Origin of the sequence: Micromonospora sp. NPDC047740 (assembly GCF_043204735.1) — a bacterium.
Lineage (GTDB): Bacteria > Actinomycetota > Actinomycetes > Mycobacteriales > Micromonosporaceae > Micromonospora.
The window spans coordinates 14,371-36,551 of sequence record NZ_JBIDCT010000024.1 but is presented as its reverse complement, the minus strand read 5'-3'; the positions used below and the strand labels follow the sequence as shown (position 1 = coordinate 36,551).

Annotated in this window: 22 protein-coding genes; 6 read left to right on the top strand and 16 right to left on the bottom strand. The window is 68.9% G+C overall.

Annotated features, from left to right (window positions below):
- Positions 1–450 precede the first annotated feature (450 nt).
- Complete coding sequence (locus ACGF4F_RS32370) at positions 451–711, top strand: hypothetical protein (protein WP_393083501.1); 261 nt, start codon at positions 451–453, stop codon at positions 709–711.
- 203 nt (positions 712–914) lie between these two features.
- Here the strand turns inward: ACGF4F_RS32370 and ACGF4F_RS32365 are convergent, their stop codons facing one another.
- The 11 genes from ACGF4F_RS32365 to sigJ form a co-directional block, all read right to left on the bottom strand.
- Entirely contained in the window at positions 915–1,589 is a 675-nt protein-coding gene (locus tag ACGF4F_RS32365) for a response regulator (protein ID WP_393083498.1), read from the bottom strand.
- On the bottom strand, positions 1,586–2,863 hold the full coding sequence (locus tag ACGF4F_RS32360; protein ID WP_393083495.1) for a sensor histidine kinase: 1,278 nt from the start codon (positions 2,861–2,863) through the stop codon (positions 1,586–1,588). The genes ACGF4F_RS32365 and ACGF4F_RS32360 overlap by 4 nt, the downstream gene beginning before the upstream one ends.
- 21 nt (positions 2,864–2,884) lie before the next feature.
- Complete coding sequence (locus tag ACGF4F_RS32355; protein WP_393083492.1) at positions 2,885–3,739, bottom strand: ABC transporter permease; 855 nt, start codon at positions 3,737–3,739, stop codon at positions 2,885–2,887.
- Positions 3,736–4,662 carry an ABC transporter ATP-binding protein gene (locus ACGF4F_RS32350; protein WP_393083489.1) on the bottom strand — a complete coding sequence of 309 codons (927 nt, stop codon included), beginning with the start codon at positions 4,660–4,662 and terminating at the stop codon, positions 3,736–3,738. Before ACGF4F_RS32350 ends, ACGF4F_RS32355 begins: the two co-directional genes overlap by 4 nt.
- 250 nt (positions 4,663–4,912) lie before the next feature.
- Entirely contained in the window at positions 4,913–5,128 is a 216-nt protein-coding gene (locus ACGF4F_RS32345) for a hypothetical protein (protein WP_393083486.1), read from the bottom strand.
- 66 nt (positions 5,129–5,194) lie between these two features.
- A complete protein-coding gene (locus ACGF4F_RS32340; RefSeq protein ID WP_393083483.1) occupies positions 5,195–5,821 on the bottom strand; it encodes a TetR/AcrR family transcriptional regulator in 627 nt (208 codons plus the stop codon).
- A 182-nt stretch (positions 5,822–6,003) separates the two neighbouring features.
- A complete protein-coding gene (gene sugE / locus ACGF4F_RS32335; RefSeq protein ID WP_393083481.1) occupies positions 6,004–6,321 on the bottom strand; it encodes a quaternary ammonium compound efflux SMR transporter SugE in 318 nt (105 codons plus the stop codon).
- Positions 6,322–6,401: 80 nt separating this feature from the next.
- The gene (locus tag ACGF4F_RS32330; protein WP_393083478.1) at positions 6,402–7,172 is read right to left on the bottom strand and encodes an SDR family NAD(P)-dependent oxidoreductase; all 771 of its coding nucleotides are present in this window, start codon (positions 7,170–7,172) and stop codon (positions 6,402–6,404) included.
- Between the two features lie 936 nt (positions 7,173–8,108).
- Positions 8,109–10,148, bottom strand: coding sequence for a hypothetical protein (locus ACGF4F_RS32325; protein ID WP_393083475.1), 2,040 nt, complete (start codon positions 10,146–10,148; stop codon positions 8,109–8,111).
- 153 nt (positions 10,149–10,301) lie between these two features.
- Positions 10,302–10,664, bottom strand: coding sequence for a hypothetical protein (locus tag ACGF4F_RS32320; protein WP_393083472.1), 363 nt, complete (start codon positions 10,662–10,664; stop codon positions 10,302–10,304).
- A gap of 696 nt (positions 10,665–11,360) precedes the next feature.
- Positions 11,361–12,242 carry an RNA polymerase sigma factor SigJ gene (gene sigJ / locus ACGF4F_RS32315; RefSeq protein ID WP_393083469.1) on the bottom strand — a complete coding sequence of 294 codons (882 nt, stop codon included), beginning with the start codon at positions 12,240–12,242 and terminating at the stop codon, positions 11,361–11,363.
- Between the two features lie 217 nt (positions 12,243–12,459).
- Between sigJ and ACGF4F_RS32310 the strand changes: the two genes are divergently transcribed.
- Positions 12,460–13,089 carry an LUD domain-containing protein gene (locus tag ACGF4F_RS32310; protein ID WP_393083466.1) on the top strand — a complete coding sequence of 210 codons (630 nt, stop codon included), beginning with the start codon at positions 12,460–12,462 and terminating at the stop codon, positions 13,087–13,089.
- 50 nt (positions 13,090–13,139) lie between these two features.
- Here the strand turns inward: ACGF4F_RS32310 and ACGF4F_RS32305 are convergent, their stop codons facing one another.
- The gene (locus ACGF4F_RS32305; RefSeq protein WP_393083463.1) at positions 13,140–14,066 is read right to left on the bottom strand and encodes a LysR substrate-binding domain-containing protein; all 927 of its coding nucleotides are present in this window, start codon (positions 14,064–14,066) and stop codon (positions 13,140–13,142) included.
- A gap of 72 nt (positions 14,067–14,138) precedes the next feature.
- Between ACGF4F_RS32305 and ACGF4F_RS32300 the strand changes: the two genes are divergently transcribed.
- Both ACGF4F_RS32300 and ACGF4F_RS32295 read left to right on the top strand, forming a co-directional pair.
- Positions 14,139–14,570, top strand: coding sequence for a YybH family protein (locus tag ACGF4F_RS32300; RefSeq protein ID WP_393083460.1), 432 nt, complete (start codon positions 14,139–14,141; stop codon positions 14,568–14,570).
- A gap of 419 nt (positions 14,571–14,989) precedes the next feature.
- Positions 14,990–15,166, top strand: a complete 177-nt coding sequence (locus ACGF4F_RS32295; RefSeq protein WP_393083457.1) for a hypothetical protein — start codon at positions 14,990–14,992, stop codon at positions 15,164–15,166.
- A 192-nt stretch (positions 15,167–15,358) separates the two neighbouring features.
- Here the strand turns inward: ACGF4F_RS32295 and ACGF4F_RS32290 are convergent, their stop codons facing one another.
- The 4 genes from ACGF4F_RS32290 to ACGF4F_RS32275 form a co-directional block, all read right to left on the bottom strand.
- A complete protein-coding gene (locus ACGF4F_RS32290; RefSeq protein ID WP_393083454.1) occupies positions 15,359–15,892 on the bottom strand; it encodes a hypothetical protein in 534 nt (177 codons plus the stop codon).
- Positions 15,893–16,753: 861 nt separating this feature from the next.
- Positions 16,754–17,281 carry an SUKH-4 family immunity protein gene (locus ACGF4F_RS32285; protein ID WP_393083451.1) on the bottom strand — a complete coding sequence of 176 codons (528 nt, stop codon included), beginning with the start codon at positions 17,279–17,281 and terminating at the stop codon, positions 16,754–16,756.
- 186 nt (positions 17,282–17,467) lie between these two features.
- Positions 17,468–17,806, bottom strand: a complete 339-nt coding sequence (locus tag ACGF4F_RS32280; protein WP_393083448.1) for a hypothetical protein — start codon at positions 17,804–17,806, stop codon at positions 17,468–17,470.
- 308 nt (positions 17,807–18,114) lie between these two features.
- The gene (locus tag ACGF4F_RS32275; protein ID WP_393083445.1) at positions 18,115–19,110 is read right to left on the bottom strand and encodes a hypothetical protein; all 996 of its coding nucleotides are present in this window, start codon (positions 19,108–19,110) and stop codon (positions 18,115–18,117) included.
- A 318-nt stretch (positions 19,111–19,428) separates the two neighbouring features.
- Between ACGF4F_RS32275 and ACGF4F_RS32270 the strand changes: the two genes are divergently transcribed.
- Complete coding sequence (locus ACGF4F_RS32270; RefSeq protein WP_393083442.1) at positions 19,429–20,484, top strand: hypothetical protein; 1,056 nt, start codon at positions 19,429–19,431, stop codon at positions 20,482–20,484.
- A 161-nt stretch (positions 20,485–20,645) separates the two neighbouring features.
- Positions 20,646–22,166 (top strand): DUF4419 domain-containing protein, encoded by a 1,521-nt coding sequence (locus ACGF4F_RS32265; protein ID WP_393083439.1) that lies wholly within the window; start codon positions 20,646–20,648, stop codon positions 22,164–22,166.
- Positions 22,167–22,181 lie beyond the last annotated feature (15 nt).

Below are 22,181 nucleotides of genomic sequence, written 5' to 3'. Positions count from 1 at the left end.
CGCCACCTGGCCCACAACGGCATTGTTCGTGGTCGGATTCCGTTGGGCGGTCGAAGTCTCATGGGGGCATCGCCTCTTCGTAAGCTGCCTTGCGGCTGTTACATCGACGTTTCGGACGAAGACATCCGATGATTACAACGGTCCATGGCTGCGGTCAACCCCTCCGGGGCGCCTTTGCTGCGCTGGCAGCGGGCCATCCAGAAATGGCAGCCTGCGCGCACCGTCCATGAACGTGGGGGTAAGCCAGGGCCGCCTCCGACTTCAGGCAGCCACCGACCGCCAGGCATCCGACCAGCGGCGGCCAATGCGATTCATCGGATGGCTTGGGTTTCGGGCCGGCGAACCGGCTGTCCGATACTGCTGGCATGCCTGACGGCCTGCACGGACCGAACGTCATCACCGCCGGGGAGGCCGTGCTGCTTTCTCGTGGCGGTCGACGGCGGAGAGGCAGTGCACCTCGCGCGCCAGCACGAACCGTTGGAGCAGGGCCGCGGCGCCGTACCCGACCACTACCTCACGGGCGGAGACAGCGAGCGTGAGGCAGTCCAGCGGCGGTACGACGTCGAGGCGCTGCCGGAGCCGAACTGGGAGCACACAACGAGGTGCGTCGACGGGGGTTACAGCTCGACGAACAGCAAGGTCAACCAGCACGCGGCCAGCCGGCCGGAGAAGGATCAGCCACGCCAAGCCGACACGTACCGATGCGGCTGAACCCTGCCGGCCGGCGACGCGCCCACGTGCACTCCCAGTTCTACGGTCGTCGACCTCAACGCACAATTCGCACAATGTCGGGCCGGCCCCAACCACGAGGCGGATCTCGTCGCTTGGCGCGCGACCCACCGCGTCCGGCCTGCCCGACTACGCCTGCCGTGTGCGGTGTGCATGCCCGATCGGTCGCCGGATCGCATGGACTGTCAGCCGCCGATGTTCGGTCGGGTGAGTCCCTGGTCGTAGGCGAATATGACGGCCTGTACGCGGTCGCGGGCACCTATCTTGGCGAGGACCTTGCCGACGTGGGTCTTCACGGTGGACTCCGACAGCACGAGCCGCTCGGCAATTTCCCGGTTGGTCCAGCCGCTGCCGATCGCCACCAGGATCTCGTGTTCCCGGTCGGTGAGGCTGGCCAGCCGCGGGTCGGTGCGGCCCGACGGCGAGGAGCTGGCGGCGAGCTGGCCGGCGAAGCGGTCCAGCAGTCGGCGGGTCAGCGCGGGCGCGATGACGGCGTCGCCTTCCGCGACCGCCCGGATGCCAGCCAGCAGCTCCTCGGGGCGCGCGTCCTTGAGGAGGAAGCCGCTGGCCCCGGCGCGCAGGGCGGCGTGCGCGTACTCGTCCAGGTCGAACGTGGTCAGCACGAGCACCCGGGACCGGTCGCCGGCTGCGACGATGCGTCGGGTGGCCTCGATGCCGTCCATGCCGGGCATGCGTACGTCCATGAGAATCACGTCGGGGTGCAACTGCTCGGCGCGGCGCACCGCCTCGGTGCCGTTGCCGGCTTCTCCGACGACGTCCGTTTCCTCGTTGTTCTCCAGCAGCATGCGGAAACCCAGCCGCTGCAGGGGGTGGTCATCGACGATGAGCACGGTGATCATGTCCGGCCTTCGAGTGTGGCGGGCGGGGTCAGGTCGAGGATCGCCCGCACCGTCCAGCCTCCGCCGGGGCGCGGGCCGGCGGCGACGGTTCCGGCGTACAGGGCGGCTCGCTCGCGCATGCCGGCGAGTCCGTGCCCGGGTTTCGCGGGCGGCGGTGGCGGGCGGTTGGGCGGCTGGGGGCCGGTGTCGTGCACCGTGATCTGCAGCCGCCCGTCGGTGGCGGTGAGGCCGACGTCGAGGGCGGTGTGCGGCCCCGCGTACCGCAGCGCGTTGGTGAGCGCCTCCTGCGCGATGCGGTACGCGGTGAGCTGTACCCCGGGGTCGAGGGCGTCGACGTTGCCGGCGGTGCGGTAGACGACTTCTGGCCCGGCCATCCGGATGCGCTCGCAGAGGGAGTTGATCTCGGCGACGCCGGGCTGCGGGTGGAGTTCGGCGGCCTCGGTCTCGTCGCGCAGGACGCCGAGCACCCGGCGCAGTTCGGCGAGGGCCTGCCGGCTGGTGTCGCCGATGAGTTCGAGCGCCTCGCGGCCGCGTTGCGGGTTGCCGCCGACCGCGTATGCGCCGCCGTCGGCCAGTGAGATGACCACCGACAGGCTGTGGCCGATGACGTCGTGCATCTCCCGGGCCACCCGGGTGCGTTCGGTGGCCGCGGCAAGCCGGCTGCGCTGGTCGCGCTCGATCTCCAGGCGCTGCGCCCGGTCGCGCAGCGCGGCCAGCTGTGCCCGACGGATGCGGATGGCGAAGCCCAGGGCGGCGGCCGCGGTAGCGGCGCTGTAGAGGAAGAACAGCGCGTCCCACGGCGTCACGACGGCGGAGGCCCGCCACGCGACCAGGGCCATCGCCGCGGCGACGGTCAGCCCAGCCCAGAGCAGCCGGGCCGGATGGACCCGCAGCACGAGGCTATAGATGGCGATGAGCAGCGCGACGTCGGCGCGGAGCAGCACGCCGAGGGACCATTGCAGGACGAACACCGCGGCGATGGCGTAAAACGCGGCGGTTGACGCCCGCCGACGCCAGAACAGCGGCAGGACGAGGCCGAGCTGCAGGGCGACCATGACGCCCAGGGACGGATGGTTCAGCAGGACCCGCAGCTCCCGCCGCTCGTCGGTGTGGACGAGGTCGGGAATGCAGAACACCAGCAGTACCACGGCGACCACCGACGCGTCGAACAGCCATGGCCACCGGGCGTCGAGCCGCCGCAGCCGCTGGCCGAGGCCGGCGAGCCGGTCGACCAGCGGATGGGCGGCGAGATGGTCGGTGTCTTCAGGGCTCATCGTCACCAACCCCTGCGATGGTCATGCGTCCTTGCGTACCAGGCGGTAGGCGCCGCCGGCCAGCGCCAGGACGGTCCAGCCCAGCAGGACCAGCGCGCCGGTCCCCGCGGACAGCGTGCCCGGCGCGTGGTGCAGCGCGTACAGCGACTCGCCGGCGTTGCTCGGCAGGTACGGCCCGATGTTGTCCTGCCAGGAGGTCGGCAGCAGCGACAGCAGCCCGGGCACCAGCAGCAGCGTGGCGACGAGCACCGAGATGGCCCCGGCCACCGAGCGCATCAGCATCCCGAGCGCGGTCCCGATCACCCCGACCAGGCTCAGATAGAGGCCGGCGCCGAGCAGCGACCGGGCGACGCCGCTGCCCGACAGGGACATGTGGGCCGGAGTGCCGTTCACGACGGCGTTGACGATCAGGAACCCGCCGAACGCGCCGGCGACGCCCACGACGAAGGCGACCACGCCGTACACGGCGGCCTTGGACCACAGCACCGGCAGCCGGCGTGGCACCGCGGCAAGCGTCGAGCGGATCATGCCCGTGGAGTACTCGCCCGCGGCGAACAGCACGCCGAGCACGCCGAGCGCCAGCTGACCGAACCGTACGCCGAACAGCGTCAGGGTCACCGCGCTCGCGTTGACGAACTCCCCCGAGCCCGCCCGGGTGCCGCCAGAGGTGGCCAGCGACTTGTACCGCACTGCCGCGATGCTGCCGAACACCAGCAGGCCGGCCAGCCCGAGGGCGAGCGTGATCCAGGTGGAGCGCAGCGTCCACAGCTTCGCCCACTCCGAGCGGAGCACCCGCCGCCCAGTAACCTTGTACGCGGGCCGCGACACCGGCCCGGCGCCGGCTCCCGCGGTGCGAACTTCCGTAACAGTGCTCATGCCGCCACCCCGCTCGTCACGGTGCCGTGGTACTCCACGGCGTCCCTCGTCAGATCCATGAACGCCTCCTCCAGCGATACGTGCTTCGGGGTGAGCTCGAACAGGGCGATGCCGTGCTCGGCGGCCACGAGCCCGATCTGCCGTGCCGGCAGGCCGCTCACCTGCAGCTGCTCGGAGCCGGCCCGCCCGGTGATCTCGACGCCCGGGCCGGCCAGTGCGGCCCGCAGTCGGGCCGGGTCCGCGGTGGCCACGGTGACGGTGTCGCCTCCGGCCTGGCGCACCAGGTCCTGCACGGTGGTGTCGGCGAGCAGCCGCCCACGCCCGACGACGATGAGGTGCTCGGCGACGAGCGCCACCTCGGCCATCAGGTGCGACGACACGAACACCGTGCGGCCCTCGGCAGCGAGCCCGGCGAGCAGGTTGCGTATCCACAGCACGCCCTCGGGGTCGAGGCCGTTGACAGGCTCGTCGAGCATCACCGTGGCCGGGTCGCCGAGCAGCGCGGCGGCGATGCCGAGCCGCTGCCCCATGCCCAGCGAAAACGATCCGGCACGCTTGCGCGCCACGGACTGCAACCCGGTCAGCTCGATCATCTCGTCGACCCGCCGCCGCGGGATACCGTGCGTGTGGGAGAGGACCATCAGGTGGTCGAACGCGGTGCGGCCCGGGTGGATCGACCGCGCCTCCAGCAGCGCTCCGACCTCCTGCAGCGGCGCCGTATGGCGCGCGTACCGCCGGCCGTTGACGGTCACCGACCCGCTGGTCGGAGCGTCCAGCCCGATGATCAAGCGCATGGTGGTGGACTTCCCCGCACCGTTCGGCCCGAGGAACCCGGTCACCATGCCAGGCTTCACCTCGAAGTCGAGGCGGTCGACCGCCGTCTTCTCGCCGTACCGCTTCGTCAGCTGCCGTGCCTCGATCATCGACCATCCCTCGCCTCGACCCCGCCGCGTTTCCGGCGTCCCGTCAAGAACGCTAGAGACCGAAGGCCCTCCGGCGGCGGTACCACGGAATGATCTCCCGGTTCCGGCGTAGTACCGCAGTACCACCCCGACAGCCGGCAGCGTCGCGGGAGGTACGGGCGGGTAGCATCCGTGACCTGGCCGCAGAGCGGCCGATCCGGACCGGGACCGGGATCGTTGATGTAAAAGATGCTTTCGCATCGGGCGGCCACTAGGCGTTGGCCGGCCACTTCGACGACCACCACGCCTTCATCTGCGCGATCATGTTACGCCGCATCGACACGCTCGCCGCCGACGTCGCCGACCTGGACGCCCGGATCGCGCAGATGATCGCCCCTTTCGCCCCGGCGGTGGAGAAGCTGGATGAGATAACCGGTATCGGCGTCCGCTCCGCCCAGGAGATCATCGCCGAGATCAGGGTGGACACGAACGCATTCCCCACCGCCGCGGCACCTGGCGTCGCCGAAGACACGCAGCGTGTTGCCGGCGTAGCTCAACCGTTGGCGGCGCCGATCGGCCTACCTGTCACGGCGTCCCACGCGGCCATCGCGTATGCGACGACGTCGCTCAGCGTGGTCTGGTCGGCCCCGTCGCGGGCCTGTGCGGACATGCCCTGGAGCACCGCTGTGATGAAACGGGCCAGGGCGGCGGAATCCGTGTCGGGCGGCACGTCGCCCTCGGCCACGCCGCGCTCGATGCGCCGCTGCAGGATAGCCAGGTCCTCCGTCCGGCATGCCGCCATGAACTGCCGGATGTGGTCGTTCTCTACCGCCCCGGTCGTCGCCGTCAACAGGACGAGGCAGCCGGTCGGATGCCCGGGCTCCACGTAGGCGTACGCGTTGTGCTGGAGCAGCGCTTCGATTGCCGCCCGGGCGGTCGGTGCCTGCTCGAGCGTGCGTTGCGGCACGGCGCCGTGGGTGGCGTTGTAGTGGGCGACCGCCTCCCGGAACAGCGCCTCCTTGTTTCCGAATGCGGCGTAGAGACTGGGGGACGCGATGCCCATGGCCGTGGTCAGGTCCGTGAGGGAGGTACCTTCGTAGCCGCGTTCCCAGAAAACCTGCATGGCCCGGTCCAGTGCAGCGGTCCGGTCGAAAGCACGTGGCCGTCCTCGCGTGCCCACTGTCTGCGCTCCTTTCCTGGCTCTGAACCGCTTGACCATGCGCCGGTGAACCCGGGTAATTGCTTCACTCTGACAGGATTCCCCGATCCGGCGAAGCGCGGGTCGGTCTTGCCCGGCCGCGGCAGAGGACTTTGCCAATCGAGGCCCGGCAGGCAGTCGGGTTCGGGGTCCCGCTGAACGGTTCAGCCCTCCACAGCCTTGAGGCCGATGATCCCGACGAGGATCAGGGCGAGGAAAGCGAACCGCTGCGGTGAGGCGCTTTCGCCCAGGGCGACGATTCCGGCGACGGCCACGCCGACGGCACCGATGCCCACCCACACCGCGTACGCGGTCCCGATGGGCAGGTTCTTCATGGCCCACGACAGCAGTACGAAGCTCAGCGCGGCGGTGGAGACGGCCAGCGCCGAAGGCCAGAAGCGGGTGAATCCCTCGGTGTGTTTGAGCGCGGTCGCCCACACCACCTCGAGCAGGCCGGCGGCGATGAGAATGATCCAGGCCACGGGTGTTCCCTTCGGAGTGGGCGGCCGCCAACCACTGGTGCCGGGTCGGCAGCTGTGGTTGGCGGTCGTGAACGACGGACTCAGGCGGCAAATCCGCCGTCTACGGCGATCGAGGTGCCCGTGATGTACCGGCCGCCCGGGCCGGCGAGGTGGCTTACCGTGGCCGCGACGTCCGCAGGCTCGGCGTAGTGCCCCAGCGCGATGAAGCTGCGTTCGTGGTCGGCACCCTCGCCGCTGGCCGGGTTCATGTCCGTGTCGGTCGAGCCCGGGTGCACCACGTTGACGGTGATGCCACGCGGGCCGAGGTCGCGAGCCAGGCCCCGGGTCATGCCGATCAGCGCACTCTTACTCATGGCGTACAGACTGACCCCGGCGTACGGGACACGCTCGGCGAAGCAGCTCCCGATGCTGATGACCCGGCCGCCGTCGCCCATATGCCGCACCGCCGCCCGGGTGGCCAGGTAGACACCGCGCACGTGCACCGCCAGGGTCCGGTCGACCTCCTCGGTCGACACTTCCTCGATCGACGCATACGGGAAGACGCCGGCGTTGTTGACCAGGATGTCGAGCCGGCCGAACTCGGCGACCACGCGCTCGACCGCCGCCACGACCGCCGCGCCGTCTCCACTGTCGGCTTGGACGGCGAGTGCCCTGCGGCCGTCCTCCCCGATCGCGGCGACGACGGCCTTGGCCTTCTCTCCGGCGCTCAGGTAGGTCAGCGCCACGTCGGCTCCGTCCTGCGCCAAGCGGGCGGCGATCGCTGCTCCGATGCCCCGGCTTCCTCCCGTCACCAGGGCGATCTTGCCGGCCAGATGCGTCACCTGAGCCCTCCTCTCTCGCTCGCTCGGCATTTCTGTACCGAACGATACAGTATTCTCGCTGCATGGAGGAAGACGGCTGAAGGCCGACGCTCGCCAGCGGCGAACCCGCGCACGAGATCGCGGGTCTGCTGCGACGGCGCGTCCACGCCGTTGGGTGTGCCGGCGAGCAGACGCTCGACCACCTGGTCCTGTTTCGCCTTTTGGACGAACACGTCGCTGGTTCTCCTCGTCGGCGCGAAGTACCGCGACCGTGTCGCGTCAACCCTGGCGACCTTCTCGGCGATCAGGCAGATGTGGCTGTGTACGTCAGGCGGCTGTCGGTCGTCTGACCGCTGACCGTTCCGACGCCTGTCGCCAATCCGGCAACGAGCAGGACAACGACGGCGCCGGCGAGGACGAAGCGGTTGCGGCGTGTGGCGCCGCTCACCGATCAGCTGATCCAGTCGCCCTCCGCACGGCTGCGAAGAGTGCTGGTCGCGCTGCCCACCTGGCTGACTCGACCGGTTACCGGTGGCCGTGTTCACCCATACGGTGATGGAATCGCCGGTCAGGGCGGCTCCCCCCGTGGCCGCCCTGGCCAGCTCGTAGCCGTCGGAGCATCGCGAGGGCGACGAACCGTGCCAGCCGGGTCCAGGAACGGAACTGACGGTGGTCCAGGCCGGCCTGGCCTTCGCCGTCTGGGTTGGGTGGGCCGCGCGGCGAGGTGCCCGTGGGGGTCCTTCTCCGCGCGGCCTCCCGCCGAACCGGACGTGCGAGTTTCCCCGCATCCGGCTCTCCGGTGATCTATGCCGTGAGTGTGGTGGGTTGGCCTGCATGGATTTGGTCGTGGCAGGTGTCTCATCGCCGATTCGGACAAGCTGGCCCGCCTCAACATACGAAGACGTCAACGCCTCGGCGGCATCCTCCACCTGGACGCCGTCGAGATCAACGTCCACTGCCCGTATTTTTGGGGGGCAGGCGCGGGTGTCACGCCTTGAAGGTTTCTTGCCAGCGCTCTACCAGGCTGGCGAACTCGTCGACGGCTTCACGGGCTTGCCCCGTGGTGGCCCGGGTGCGCAGCGCCGCCCGGTAGGCGTCTGCGGTGCGGAGGATGGCGTGGTCGGCGGCGATGTAGATGGGTGACCGCTCGCCGAGGAGGTCCAGCAGCCGAGGACGGTCTAGTTCGGACGCAACCAGTCGGCGCTCCGCGTCGTGCACACCCTCGGTCGGCCTCCTCTGGCCGGGGATGGCTGGCGGCGGGGACCATCTGAAAAGGAGCAGGTGCGACGGGCCGGGCATCCCGTCCCGGTCCCTTTCCCACGCCTCCAGGAAGGCCAGGACCGCCCGGAGGTTGCCAAGGATCGCCGCTGGTACCTCGACCAGTGGCTGGGCGGTGCTCGGACGGGTCGCGGTCAGCCGCGCCCACAGCACGATGGTACGGATCATTGGGAAGGCTACAAAGACGATGATGGATGTCAGCGCGATGACGATGACGAGCCCCGCCCACGGCCCGCCGAAGTCGGTCGCCAGTTGCCAGTCCAGGATCTGCGGGATGTTGGGACCGGGAAACGAGCCGACCAAGTGCCAGGTGACCGCGGCGAGCGACTCGGACGCGCTCGTCCAGCCGGCATCGGTCGCGCCGGCCCGGACATCAACGGCGCCAACGGCACGCAGCAGGGTCAGCACCGCCGCCGCAGCGATGACGATGTGCACGCCGATCAGCGCATAGCCGCGTAGGTCCTCCCGCAGCCCGCTCGATGGTGACGCCCAGTCGCTGGTGCCCAAAACCGCGGGGCGCCGCAGTACCCTCCACATCAGATAAAGAAAAAAGGTCGCAGACAATCCCCAGCACGCGGTGATGATCGCCCGACCGACGGGGAAATCCCAAGGCGTCCACGTCACGTGTTCGGTGAGCCATCGCGTGGCCGGTGCATCGCTTCCTACGAACCCGAGCAGGAACGCCACGGCCACCAAGTCGTTCGGCAGCTCCTCCTCGTCCCAAAGGAACACCAGCAACAGCACCGTCACCACGAGCCACACGAGCAGCGTGATGCCGATCTTGCTCCACGGTCCCCGCCCGCCGATCCCGGGAAGCACTGGGCTGCCGAACCACACCAGGGCGACGGCCGCCGCTAGCGTGAGTACCGCCGGCAGTGCGCGGACCCGCTGAAAGGCCCAGATGCCAAAGGCGGCAGCGACCATCATGGCAATAACGGTCCCGACGAGCATGAGGCTGGTCCACGAGAACCACGGCATCGCCACATCCGCTCCCGGCTCTATCACGCTCCACACTGTGCCCGCGCCCGTAGCCAGCAGAAGCAGCCAGACCGGGATCTCGACGAAGCGGAAGATGCGGCGGCCACCGATCTTGCTCGCCACCGCGGCCGAATACCGCCGTTCGTTGGTTCGGCTTTCGACGAGCGCGTACACAGCGACCGCGACGCGCACCAAGGGCGGAATCACGACCAGCTTGAAGCCGAGGATGAGCAGCCGCCCGTCGATGCCTGGGAGTACGGGTGGCTCGGTCCACTCCAGCCGGCCCGCGATGTCGAGCAGCGGAACGGAATCGACAAGGTGCCACATGTACAGCCGCTCGATGGCCCACAGGTCCGCATCCCCGCCGGCCATCGCTGCCGTGATGGCGGCAAACGCCTCGACGCTCACCATGACGGCCGCCGCGGCGGTGAGGAACGCCAGCAGCAACGAGCGCCGATGAGCCGGCTCGACCAGCGAGATGATGACGTTACGGACGACGACTATCAGCAGTACCGATGCCAGCAGCGCCGCGACGGATGCCGCGACCCAGCGCGCCACCGGGCCGCCGCCGACCGCCGCCGTCAGCCCCAGCCGCAGCAACGCGACGACGCCGACGGTGGCCACCATCACCAAGGCGAACAGGCGCAACCAGGTACGCAGTGACTCGTCGGCCGCGGCGTCGAGCTGGACCTCAGCGCGGTCGCGCCAAGCATCGAAGGTGCTGAAGGCCGAGTCCAGCATCGACTGGATTTTCCGCAAGGCCGATTTCACGACCGTATCCTCTCATCGAGGCGCCGGGGCGTCCTGTCTGCGGCAACTCTCGTATAGACCATGGAGCCCTGTAACGTCCAATACGGACGGTCGATGGAGGTGGTCATCGAACGGCCGTGCAGGACACCGGCGCCCCGCTGCCGGTCACGAAGACTAAACCTGCTCTTGATGTTTGTGATCCACACCAATGCACGCGAGGACTGACGCCGCGTCGGCTGTCAGGAAGAGCTGGAAATAGTAGGGAGGGTCGAGCTGCGTCACCCCGCCAAGTCGCACGGGCTGTTCACCGAGCGCATGGAGCGTCTCGACAGCCGCCGCGAACCCGAGCGTCGGGATGCCTCGATCCGAGGTAATCGCCTCCCGCCGCCGGTACGTGGATGCAAGGTTGTTGGCGGGGACCAATCCGTCGACGTCGTCCCAGATGCGGAAGGACGCTCCCCGCTCAAGGGCCTCACGACACGCCTTGTTGACTGGGCTCTCGCCGGCAAGCAGAGAGATCAACTCATCGCGCTCCACGCAGCGACGGTACAGCCATCCGTACAGCCAAGTCGTCCCGCTGAGGCCGACTCTGGCCGACAACGACGGACGGGCTGACCAGGCACGCAGACACCTGACCAGCCACCCCTGATCTTCTTCTAAGCCCACGCCGGCGTGGAAGGGCATGATGTGCGGGTGATCACGGAGCAGGAGGCAAGAAGAACGGCCGAAGCGGTGCTACGGGGCATGTCCTCGGTACCGGGTGTGCCAGCGCTGGCAATCACGGACGTGGAGGAGTACCCGCCATGCTGGGTTTTGTACTACCAATCCGTGCGGTACATCGAGACCGGATCCTTCCTCGACTTGTCGCCGGCAACGCGCCGATCCTGGTGGACCGGAGAACGGGGCAGCCGCACGAGACAGGCACTGCGCGCTCGACTGAGCACTACATCGCCGAGTACAGCGACGGCCGGCATTCGTGTGCATTCTGCATGGGTGGGCAGCCGCAAGCCTGAGCCCCTCTTGGGAGCCATCGGGGCGGACTAGGCCGGACGGAATGGAACCGAACGAGTTGTCGAGCGTTCGACGACCAGGACCAGGCGAACGCCACCGGACGGTGCCGACATGGTCTTGGGAATCAGCTGCGAGCCCGGCTGGACGTCAGGCGATGCCGCCGGGCAGTCGGCGCTCAGGGGCAACTGCCTCGAGTGCACGACACCACGAGCCGGCATCACGTCAGCCCGTCGTCCAGGGACGGAGTTTCTCCGGGTTGCGGATGACCCAGATGTGCTTGATCCGGTGGTCTGCGACGTCGAACGCGAACACCGTTACGGTGACGCCGTCCTGCTCGGCCACCAGACCGGGCTGGCCGTTGACCGTGCGTTCCAGGAACGTCATGGTGCCTTGCGTGCGGTTGGCGATCTCGATCCAGGCGCGGGCGATCTGCTCGGCGCCTTCGATGGGGTCCAGGAAGGCCAGCGCAAGGCCGCCGCCGTCGGCGGTCGCGGTGGCGTCGGGGTCGAGCAGGCCGATGATGGCGTCGATGTCCTTGGCTTCCCATGCTGCCTTGAAGGTTCTGACGATGCCGGCCTTCCGAACCGCTGAGGTCGCGGGTGCCTGCGCCGCGCGGATGCGGCGGCGGGCTGAGGAGGCCAGTTGGCGGCAGGCCGCCGAGGTGCGGCCGGTGATCTCGGCCACCTCGGCGAAGGGGTAGCGGAATACGTCGTGCAGGACGAACGCGACGCGCTCGGCCGGGGTCATCGATTCGAGCACGACGAGGAAGGCCATGCTGACCGACTCGTCGAGGGTCACCCGGTCGGCCGGGTCGCCAGCGGTGCCGCCCGACCGCAGGCTCGTCCACTCGGCAGGTCCGGGCAGTGGCTCGGGGAGCCATTCGCCCACGTAGGTCTCCCGCCGGGCCCGTGCCGAGCCGAGCAGGTTGAGGCAGATGCGGCTGGCGACCGTCGTCAGCCAGGCGCCGGGTGATTCGATGGCGTTTCGCTGCTGCGCGGACATGGCGTACCAGCGGACGTAGGTCTCCTGGACGGCGTCCTCGGCCTCGGCCAGGGAGCCGAGGAGCCGGTAGGTGAGATTGATCAGCTGCCGCCGCTCGCCCATGACCACGTCCAGGTCCGGCTCGGATCGGTCCCGCCCTGAATCAGCGGTGTCTGGCCCGGTTCTCGTGGTCATGGTGCCGCAGGCTCCTCGGTCGAATCTGCCCTGTCCAGTCCGACAAGACAGTGCGCCGAAACGTGAGGTGGGCGCGCCGCCTCACATTCCGGAGGGTTGCGTTGTCGACCTGATGAAGCACCTCATCTGGCGAACAGGAGACATCATGACCACCCCGATTCCGGCATCGCTTTTCACCGACCCGGCGCCCGCGCAGCGCCTGGAGCGGGTGGCCGCCGCGTTGACGGAACACGGTTTCGTCGTCGAGATCCTCGATGGCGCCGCGGCCGCGCGTGCCCGCGTCCAAGAGCTGATTCCCGAGGGCGCCGCCGTGTTCACCGGGGCCAGCGAGACGCTTCGCCTGTCGGGCATCGATGACGACATCAACACCAGCGGCCGGTACGACTCGGTCAAGTCACGGGGGGTGCGCATGAATCGGGCCACCCAGAGGAATGAGATCTGGCGGGCGCTGTCGGTCCCCGACTTCATCGTGGGCAGCGTCGCCGCGGTCACCGAGACCGGCTCCCTGGTGGCCGGCTCCGCCAGCGGAAGCCAGCTGCCCGGCTACGCCGGCGCCGCCGCCCGCGCGATCTGGGTCGTCGGGGCGCAGAAGATCGTGCCCGACCTGCCCGCCGCACTGCGCCGCGTCGAGGAGCACTGCCTCCCGCTGGAGAACGAACGCGCCTTGAATGCCTACGGAAAGCCCAGCTCCCTCAACCGCGTGCTCATCCTCAACGCCGAAACCGAACCCGGGCGCGGCACCGTCCTGCTGATCCGCGAGGCCATCGGTTTCTGAGAGCAAGAAACAGCCCCTACGCTGCGGAAAGGCGGCGTAGGGGCTGTTCGTCACCTCGGCACGCGAAAGGGTCGTTCGCCTTGTGGCGCGCCGGTCGTCCAGTCCCAGCGGGTGATCGTGGTGCGCATCAAGCGGGCGGCGGCTGACAGGTGGCTGTCGGTGCCCCAGTAGAGGGTGACCGTGCGTCGGCAGTCGGCGCTGTCGACGGTGATCCAGGCGACCGGGGCATGCGGGGCGTGCGGGGCGGTGCGGCGGGCGAAGGCGGGGACCAGGCCGATGCCGAGTCCGGCGCTGATCAGGCTGGCGATGGCGCTGTGCTCGTCGCTTTCGCAGACGATCTTCGGGGTGAGGCCGTGGGTGGCGAAGAGGCGGTCGAGGAGCCGGCGTAGCCAATGTCCCTTGCGGGCGGTGATGAAGGGCTGGTCGGCGAGTTCGTCGACGGTCACCGTCGTGCGGTCCGCCAGCGGGTGGTCGAGCGGTACGACCACCGACACCGCTTCGTCGAAAAGGTGCGTCGACTCCAGTCCCTCGGCATGGATCGACTGCGAGGCGATACACAGATCGACGTCCTGGGCGCGCAGGCGGCGGCCCATGTCCTCCGACGACGACCAGTGGAGTTCGATCTCGACGGCGGGATGCGCGCGCTTGAACGCCGCCAGCGGCCCGGTGAGGGTAAGGAAGGTCTCCGACGCCAGTCGCACGATACCCAGGCCTTCACTGGTGGCTTCGGAGACGGCACGTCGTCCGGCATCGAGCTCGCCCAGGGCGCGTTCGACGTGATCGCGGAAGAGCTTGCCGGTGGCATTCAGCCGGAGCCGTCCGCTCCGGTCGAACAGCGGCATCCCCAGTTCGCTCTCCAAACGGGCGATGGTGCGGCTCAGCGACGGCTGGGCCACGCGCAGCTCGTCGGCTGCCCGGCTCAGGTGCTCCAGCCGCGCCACCACCAGAAACTGCCGGAGCGAGTTCAGCTCCATCATGCCTCCCCCAGCATAACGTCATTGCAATATTGCTCTTAGACGGAATAGCCCAGAAGTCATAGTGTCGACGACATGGGAAACCACGAAGAAGATGCGATCCGCCGCCAGATCGATGCCATCGCCGAAGCGATCGGCGCTAAGGATCTCGAGAGCCTGAAGCAGGTCTACGCCGCGGACGTCGTGTCCTACGACATCGAGCCGCCGCTCCAGCACCTGGGGATCGAGGCGAAGCTCAAGAACTGGGCGCACGTGTTCTTGGTCTTCGAGCGCGCGACGTACGAAGTCCGCGACCTGAGCCTCGTGCTCGGCGACGACCTCGCGCTCGGATACGCCTTCGCCCGCCTCAGCGGCACGTTGAAGAACGGGACGGCGACGAACGGCATGTGGGTCCGGGTTACCTACGGCTTCCGGAAGACCGGCGGCGCCTGGCTCATCACCCACGACCACGTCTCCGTGCCGCTGGACATCCAGAGCGGCAACGGAGTCGTCGACCTTGAGCCCTGAGCCGGAAACGGGAGAACTCTCATCATGATCCTGGTTACCGGCGGCACCGGAAACGTCGGCGCCAACGTCGTCCGTGAACTGCTCGACGTCGACGAGAAGGTACCGCGTCCTGAGTCGCGAACCCGGCGACCGCTCCTTCCTCGACAGCGTCGAGTCTGTGCAAGGCGACCTGGCCCGGCCGGAATCTCTGCCGACGGCGCTGTCCGGTGTCGAGCGGGCGTTCCTGATGTCCCCGGCCTTCGCGGGCATCGACGGGTTCCTCGACGCGGCCCGGCAGGCCGGCCTGCGGCATGTCGTGCTGTTGTCATCGGCGAGCGTCCTGTCCGAGACCCCCGGATTTCATCGGCGAACAGCACCAACATCTCGAACAGGCGGTCCTAGTCCGGGCTGCCGTGGGCCTTCGTGCGCCCGGCGCGTTCATGACCAACGACCTGGCCTGGGCGCCGCAGACCGGCAACGGCGCAGTCGCCCGCGGGATGTATGGGAACGCCGCGATGGCGCCGGTCGATCCGCGCGACATCGCCGCGGTCGCCGTCCGCGCCCGGCTCGAACGGCGCGCCGGGGAGGCCCCGTGCTCACCGGGCCGCAGTCGCTGACCCAGATCGAGCGCGTGTAGATCATCGCCGAGGCGATCGGGCGACCGCTGCGCTTCGAGGAGGTACCCCCGGAGCAGTACCGGGAGCAGATGCTGTGCCACGGCATGCTCGCCTCCGTCATCGACCAGCTCGTTGGACGGCGACCGCGAGTTGCGGCACCCGGGCCGGGCAAAGGGGGGCGGCCTCGGGCTGTCACTCGAGCAGTGGCACCCATGCGGCGGCGACGGTTCCGTCGCGTCGCGCATCGGTGAGCCGTTGAGCCGGAAGCGGCTCGGGGTGCCCTGCCTGCTGCAAGGGACCAACTCCGTAGACGGCGGCGACGGCGCCCAGCGCCCTCGCGGCGGTCGTCCAAGTGGGCGGTATCTCGCCGCCGCCGTAGGCGAATACGTGACCGGTCGAGTCATGCAACGCGAGACCCGTAGCGTGCAGACCCACACCCCAGGTGGTCTCCCTCGCCGGATGTGTCGCCGATGTCCAGCGCGACAGGCCCAACAGGATCGCCGCCTCCACGTGCGCCTCGCACCGCGAGCCAGTGAGGGTTTCCGTCCACGCGGCGCTGGCTGGCTCGAACCAGGCGACGGCGACCACCACCGGTCCGTCGGCGTGAGAAGGCTCCCCTGGCTGCGGGATGGGAAAAGGAGCAGCCCACGGCTTCTCCTGGCTCGTCACCCACACGTGCAGCCGTTCACCACCGCGCCTTTTCGCATCATCGGCGACGGCAAGCACCCACGCATCGCTGACCTTGTCTCGCGCGCCTGACCGATCCGAGTGGTTTACCGGTGGAGTCGGCGCCGCAGCACCTGCGCTTTCCACAGCCGGTAATCCATCCGATACCTCTCGCGATGTTGCTGACGTCCACGGGCGGCGTGCGTTCACCGGTTGAGTGGACCTGGGTACTGCCGCAGGTACGGGCCGCCGGCGGTTGAACGCGTCGACTCCATTCGGCAGGAGCGTGATCGGCACGAGCTGGCCTCTCCTGTACAGCTGGTACCGAGCACATATCAGCCAACCCTCGGCACTGTCGCAGTAGTTGTTACGCCAGGCGCTCAAGCTCGCGTTGAGCAGCGGGAAGAGGGGGCAGTCCTGAGCGTGTGAGCAGCCCATGTCGCTCCGATCTGGCCAGCGTCACCCGGCGAATGGGTGGGATGGCATGAGTTGGAGGGGCAGGTCTCGGTCAGCAAGCATATATACCGTATGGACGACTCGGCGGTCTGGTGCCGATCATCGGTGTAGCGGCCCTGGTGGGCATGGTCCTCGCCGGACGGCTCACCGACCGCGCCCTCGCCCGGGGCTACACCAGCATCCGGATCCTGGTCCCCGCGTTCGGCTACACCGCCGCCGCGATCTGCTTCGTGCCGGGCGTGTGGGTCAGCTCCATCCTGGTCGCACTCCCCATCATCGCGCTGGCCACTGGCGCACTGGCCGCCGCCAACTCACCACTGGACGCAGCTCGGCTCGACATCGTGCCAGGCCGGCTCTGGGGACGGGCGAAAGCCTACGGACAGTCCTCCGCCTCGCTGCCGAGTCGCTCGCCCCGGTCCGCTTCTCGGACGCCTCCGGCGGACGTCGGGTGTGTTGGTGGCACGGTCACAGCGGTGGGGGTGGCGGCTCGAACTGATCCGGTGAGTAATCGCCTATGGCGACGTCCCAGTAGAACGTGTCCCAGTAGCCGTCAACCTGCCACGCTGCGGGATCGATCGGTTCGAGCTGGGCGCGGAGAGCGTCGGCGGCAGCCTCGGTATCCGCATCCGGGTCGGCATCGTGGTACGGGAACAGCTCGGTTGCGGCTCTCGTGGTCTGGACGAACTGGTCGAGGCTGGAGTTGACCATAAGCGGGCCACGGACGACTTCACCTCGGTTGGTAACCAGGTCGACCACCTGGCCGTTCGACGGATCGAGGCACACCGGGCCGTAGAGGTGGTGGCCGAGCTGGACCAGCTCGGTTCCATCGACTGCTGTCACGAGAAGGAGTTTGTCTTCGGCGGCGATCCCTGTGATGCCGGCGCTGGGGACTATGAGCTGCGGAAACTGTCGAGCCAAATCAGGCGGTAGATCACCGCCTGACAGGTATGCAACAGTGAACCGTGGCCACGGTGACAGAGGCTCATCCGGCATCCCCCGATTCTCTCAGCAAGCCACCACCGGCTCTCTCGGCGTCTGTCCCAGGCGAGGCGGCCATCACGGCCCGATGCGCAGGTCGCGAGCGTCTGCGGGTCTGTCGAGGGCTGTGATGGTGCCATGGGCTGGTGGAGGAATCGTCAGGCCTGTGGCGCGCGGCGTTTCCCGCAGTGAGATTGGCTGCTACTTCGGATCGTCGGTCTGCCAGGGGTGGACGAACTGCTCGGGCCGCAGGTTCCATGCTTCGAGGGCCGCGGCGAGTTGGGCCTCGCCGGTGACGGTGGTGGCCTTTACGAGGGTCGCGCCGATGTCGTGGTCGAAGCCGGAAATCTGTTCGGCGTCGTAGTCCCAGTGCTCTAGTTTGAAGATACGGTCAGGTTCGGATCGGATCCAGCCTTGCCGCCTCGCATCGGCGTCGGCTGCGGTCGTGACGGATCGGATGTCGACGAACGCTCGCCGGCCCGGTCCGGTGGCGGGTACCTCGGTCACCAGGCGCCGGCCAAGGCGCAGGGCGTTCAACATGTCGGCGGGCCACCGCGGCCGGCCGCCACTCGTGCTCATGCTGCAACCTGCTCCGTTCGTATCCGGGCCGGCCTGTGTCGGCCGTGAGGACCGGACGTAGGGCGAGGGCTGGTGGCTGCAAGGCCGGTCAGGCGACCGGATGCCGGAGGTCGATGATCTGCGCCATGCACATCGTCCCCCCCCCCAGATCCTACGGACGTCGTCATCGGACTCGTGACCCACGGGATCGACGGGAAGTCCTCGCCGGAGCTGTCCGACCAGGCCGGGCGGCCGACCCGGTGCACACCAGCGTCTGTCGCCAATTCGATCTATGTCTCGTATGGGTCCCAGTGAGCGGCGTAGCGCAGCAGCGAGCGGGCCAGGTCCGGGTGGGCCGCCGCCCACTGGGTGTCGAAGAGGAACCACTGGTCAAACCCGAAGAAACCGTCGATGTACCGGGCGACCTGCGCGATGTGCGGGTCGAGCCGGATCAGCGACTCGGTGGGTCGCTCCGCGAGCAGCAGTTCCAGCATTTCCCGGTGGGCTGCGTCGTGCGCGGGCACTCGGTCGAGGCTGACGGGCGATGGGGCGTATCCGGGCAGCCGGGCGTAGCGCTCGAGCGCCAGGCCGACGTCGTTCTCCCCGGGGGCGACGAGGGCCCGCAGCAGCCGGGCGTCGTGCGGCCAGCGGTGGACGCCGGGGTCATCAACGCTGCTCAGGTGGGCGGCGAGGTCCGGCAGGGTCAGGCCGGGAAAGACTGTGGCGCCGACCAGATCCAGGTTCCGATGGGTATCGGGCGATGCCCAGCACAGGCGGACCGAGAAGACGGACTCCGGCTCGGGCGGGGCCAGCCGGACGGTACGAACCGGTACGCCATGGCTGAAGACCGCGCCCGGCGCGGCCGTGCTGGCCGGCAGGGGCCAAGTGTCGTGCAGCAGGAACGCAAGCCGGTCGGGCGACGCGGCGGCGGCCTCATCGTCGATGAAGTAGTAGGCCAGGTCCACCTCGTCGTCATCGGTACGCACTCTCAGGGCGTGCTCGCCGAGCCGGATGAAGGTGCCCTCGTCGTCACCCTCCACCCACAGGTACTCGTTCAGCAGCGCGCGCAGTTCGTCAACGGACTCCGGCCGGGGCAGGTTCCGCTTTCTGACCTCCTCGAAGATCGACTCCAAGCCGTAGACGTTGCCCAACTCGCTGTCGATCCATCCGTCCGGGTCGTTGCGGTGCCAGCCGCGGCGGAACCAGTCGAGCACGGTCGCGTCGGGCACGGTGACCACCCGCTTGCTGAACGGCGACTCCTCCCGCCAGCGGCACACGAAGTACATGCGGCTGACTCTAGGCAGGCAGTCCGACTGGATGCGTGCCGCGGCGACACGCAACCGCCGGCCCGCAGCACGGCGGGCAGCCGCTTCGCCCGACCGAGCCGGACCGCGACGGCGCCCGCACTCGACGTCCACGGGGCGCCCCAGAACCGCCCATGAAGCCGGCCCGCTCGGCGGACTGCACGCACGGGTCGGCAGCAGATCCTTCGCACTCGACCTCGGGTAATCGGGTGTCCGCGAGACGTGCGAGTAGGGTCTGCGCATGCCGGATGACATCCGCTGCGGATTGTGCTGCACCCGGTACTTCGCCACGCTTGCCGGATGGCCGATCTTGACTTCTTCGTCGACGTTGTGGTCAGCGGTGCAGTGCTGGGCGTGGGTCTGACGGACTCACCAGGCGAGGTAGCCCGCACGCTGGGTGGGGACTTCGCGGAGGACCGGGGCCGCGCCGTGATGCGCCGTGACTACGGCGTGGTGGAGTTCTCCTGGGCGCGGCACCCCGAATCCGACTCCTGGCAGGCGACCGGCTTCATCGTGCAGGCGCATCGCCTGGCGAGTATCACCGCCATCGAGGCGTTCGTGGATCGGTACGGACCGTTCGGCCGGCAGCTGCCGTTCATGCGGTTGACCGCCGAGTTGGACCGCCTCGGCTACCACCTGCAGGAAATCACCGACCAAGCCGATGCAGACTACCGGCGGTACTGGCTTGCCGAGTCGCGGATATCCCTCCTCGTGGCCACCACCGGGTACCTGGGGCTGGTCGATGCCGGTGACGTCTGGTCGATCAGCGCGCCCCATCCGCCCGAGCGGGTGGCTGCCAGGAGGCTCGGCGGACAACGCCAGGCCGTCAAGGACGGGCTGGTCCACCTACTCCAACTCGATGAGCATCAGCGCCGGCAGTGGCTGGACCGTCGCCAGCCGGCGCCGCGCGAGCGAGCCAACTGGTGGCTGTACCTGCTGCTGGTCATCGACCAGCAGCTGCGGGACCTGTCGGGCCGGCGGACGGACTGGGCGGAGTTGAAGCTCTGGCTGCTACGGCAGGGACAAGCCCGGGCCGTGTTCAACGAAGCCGACAGCGCTGAGAAGCTGGCGTACTTCGCGGCGGACATGCGCCGCTCGGGGGTCGAGCTGGCAGCGCTGCCGTCAGCTGACGACATCGTCCGGGCCTGCCTGGACGCGATCCCAGTCGGGCTGCACGAGGTGGCCACGCTCGCCGACCGGCGAGACCTGGGCGGACTTGACCGCACGCAGATGCGCCACTTTCGGCAGGCGAAGAATCTGGTCAGCGCAGCCCAATGGCACCTGGACGAAGTCCAGGACACGCACCTCGCCGCCCAGGTCCGTGAGTGGATCGCCATCAAGCAGCGCCTCGTGTAGCAGCCGGCCTCACCCCAAACAAGCAGACGCACGCCCTCGGCCGATACATGCCCATCGGGTACGGCAACCCACTACGCCGGGCACGACCAACGCGACGACAGGGGCAGATGGGTACTTCGTCGCGGGATCGCGCGCGGGCGAGCAGGCGTTAGAGTCGCGCCATGGTGACCTTCCGGGTCGACGAGGTGACCCCCGCAGCCGAGGGACTGCCCACCCGGCCGCTCGGCGAACTGTTCGGGAACGCGCTGGTGTTCGGCGGCGATCCGGCGCTGCCGGTGCTCGTGCCAGACGGGGTGCATCCGCTGCTCGACGCCGTCGGGCGGGCGTTCGCCGACCACCGCCCGTTGGTGTTGTCCCCCGACGCGGTGTGGTTGACCATCTCGCAGGGTGTCGCCCAGCACATCCGGCTCCACGCCGAGCAGCTGCGCCCCCGTTTGGTGGGCCACGCCGGCCGCAAGCGGCTCACCGTGACCGTCGACGGGCCGATGCCGCAGGACGCGGCCTCCTGGCAGGACGTGGTGGACTCATTCCACAAGCTGCTCGCCGCCGAGATCAGCGACGCTGAGTTGTTCGAGTGCGACTTCTCCACCAGCACCGACGTCGACCGGCTCACGGGACGAGTTGTCTTGCTCGACGCCTACTCGCCGTACTTCTCGCTGTGGCTGGTGTGCGTGTGCGGCATCCCGTCGATCACGTTGACCGGCACGGTGGAGGACTGGCAGAAGATCCGCGCCCGGGTGGACGTGATCGCCGGGTTCGGGCTGGAGACGTGGTGCCGGTCGCTCGCACCGATCGCCGACCAGTTCGTCCGAGCAGCGTCCGGCGAGGTGGACGTAGCGTTCTGGCGGCGGATCTACAACCCCGTCGACGCGTACGGCGGTGAGGTGGTCACCGGCTGGGCCGCGCGCCTGTACCCGTACCTTCGTGGTGAGGGGGTGGTGGACCAGCTGAATCCGCTGCTGGAGTTGCCCATCGACGAGCGGCGCGACGCGGCCGTTGACGGCCGCGGCTTCTACCGGGGTGTCGGCATCCGCACCGATCAGGTGCCCGCGACGTTGTCGCGGGTGACCGTCAACGTCAACGATCTGGTGGTGGGCGACAACCGGGCGGTGGCCCTGCACGCCGGCTTGGTCGGCGTCGCGCAGGACGACGACGGCGGACTGCGGCCGGTGGCCGGCTGGTACCTCGCGCCGGCGGCGGTGGAGATCGACGACGTGATCGACCGAATCGTCCGCGACCACGAGACCACGCCGCCGCAGCCCACGTTCATGTTCGACGCGCCCGCCGAGGTCGTGGCGCTCTACCGGCGCATCGGCTCCGCGACGCTGTTCCACACGTGGCGGCTGCTGCCGGTGGCCGAGCACCGCCGCGTTTATCGAGGCTACGAGGACCGGTCGCTCTTGACGATCATTGACCTTGCCGATGGCCGGAGCGTCTGCGCGGCCCTCGACAACGAAACGCAGTCGACCCACTGGGTCCTCTGCCGCGTCGAGGAGGTGGCGGCCGCACGGTCCGACGAGTTCGACGGCCGCTTCCGCCTGGTCGACGAGCCCGCCGACGTCCCGGTGTATGGCACCTCGCTCGCCCAGCTGCTCGACGCCGCCCTCGACTCCGATGGCGACATCGCCCACCTGGAAACCGGTCGGCTCGATCATCTGGACCGACCCACGGTTATTCCATGACACGCCGCCCGCAAC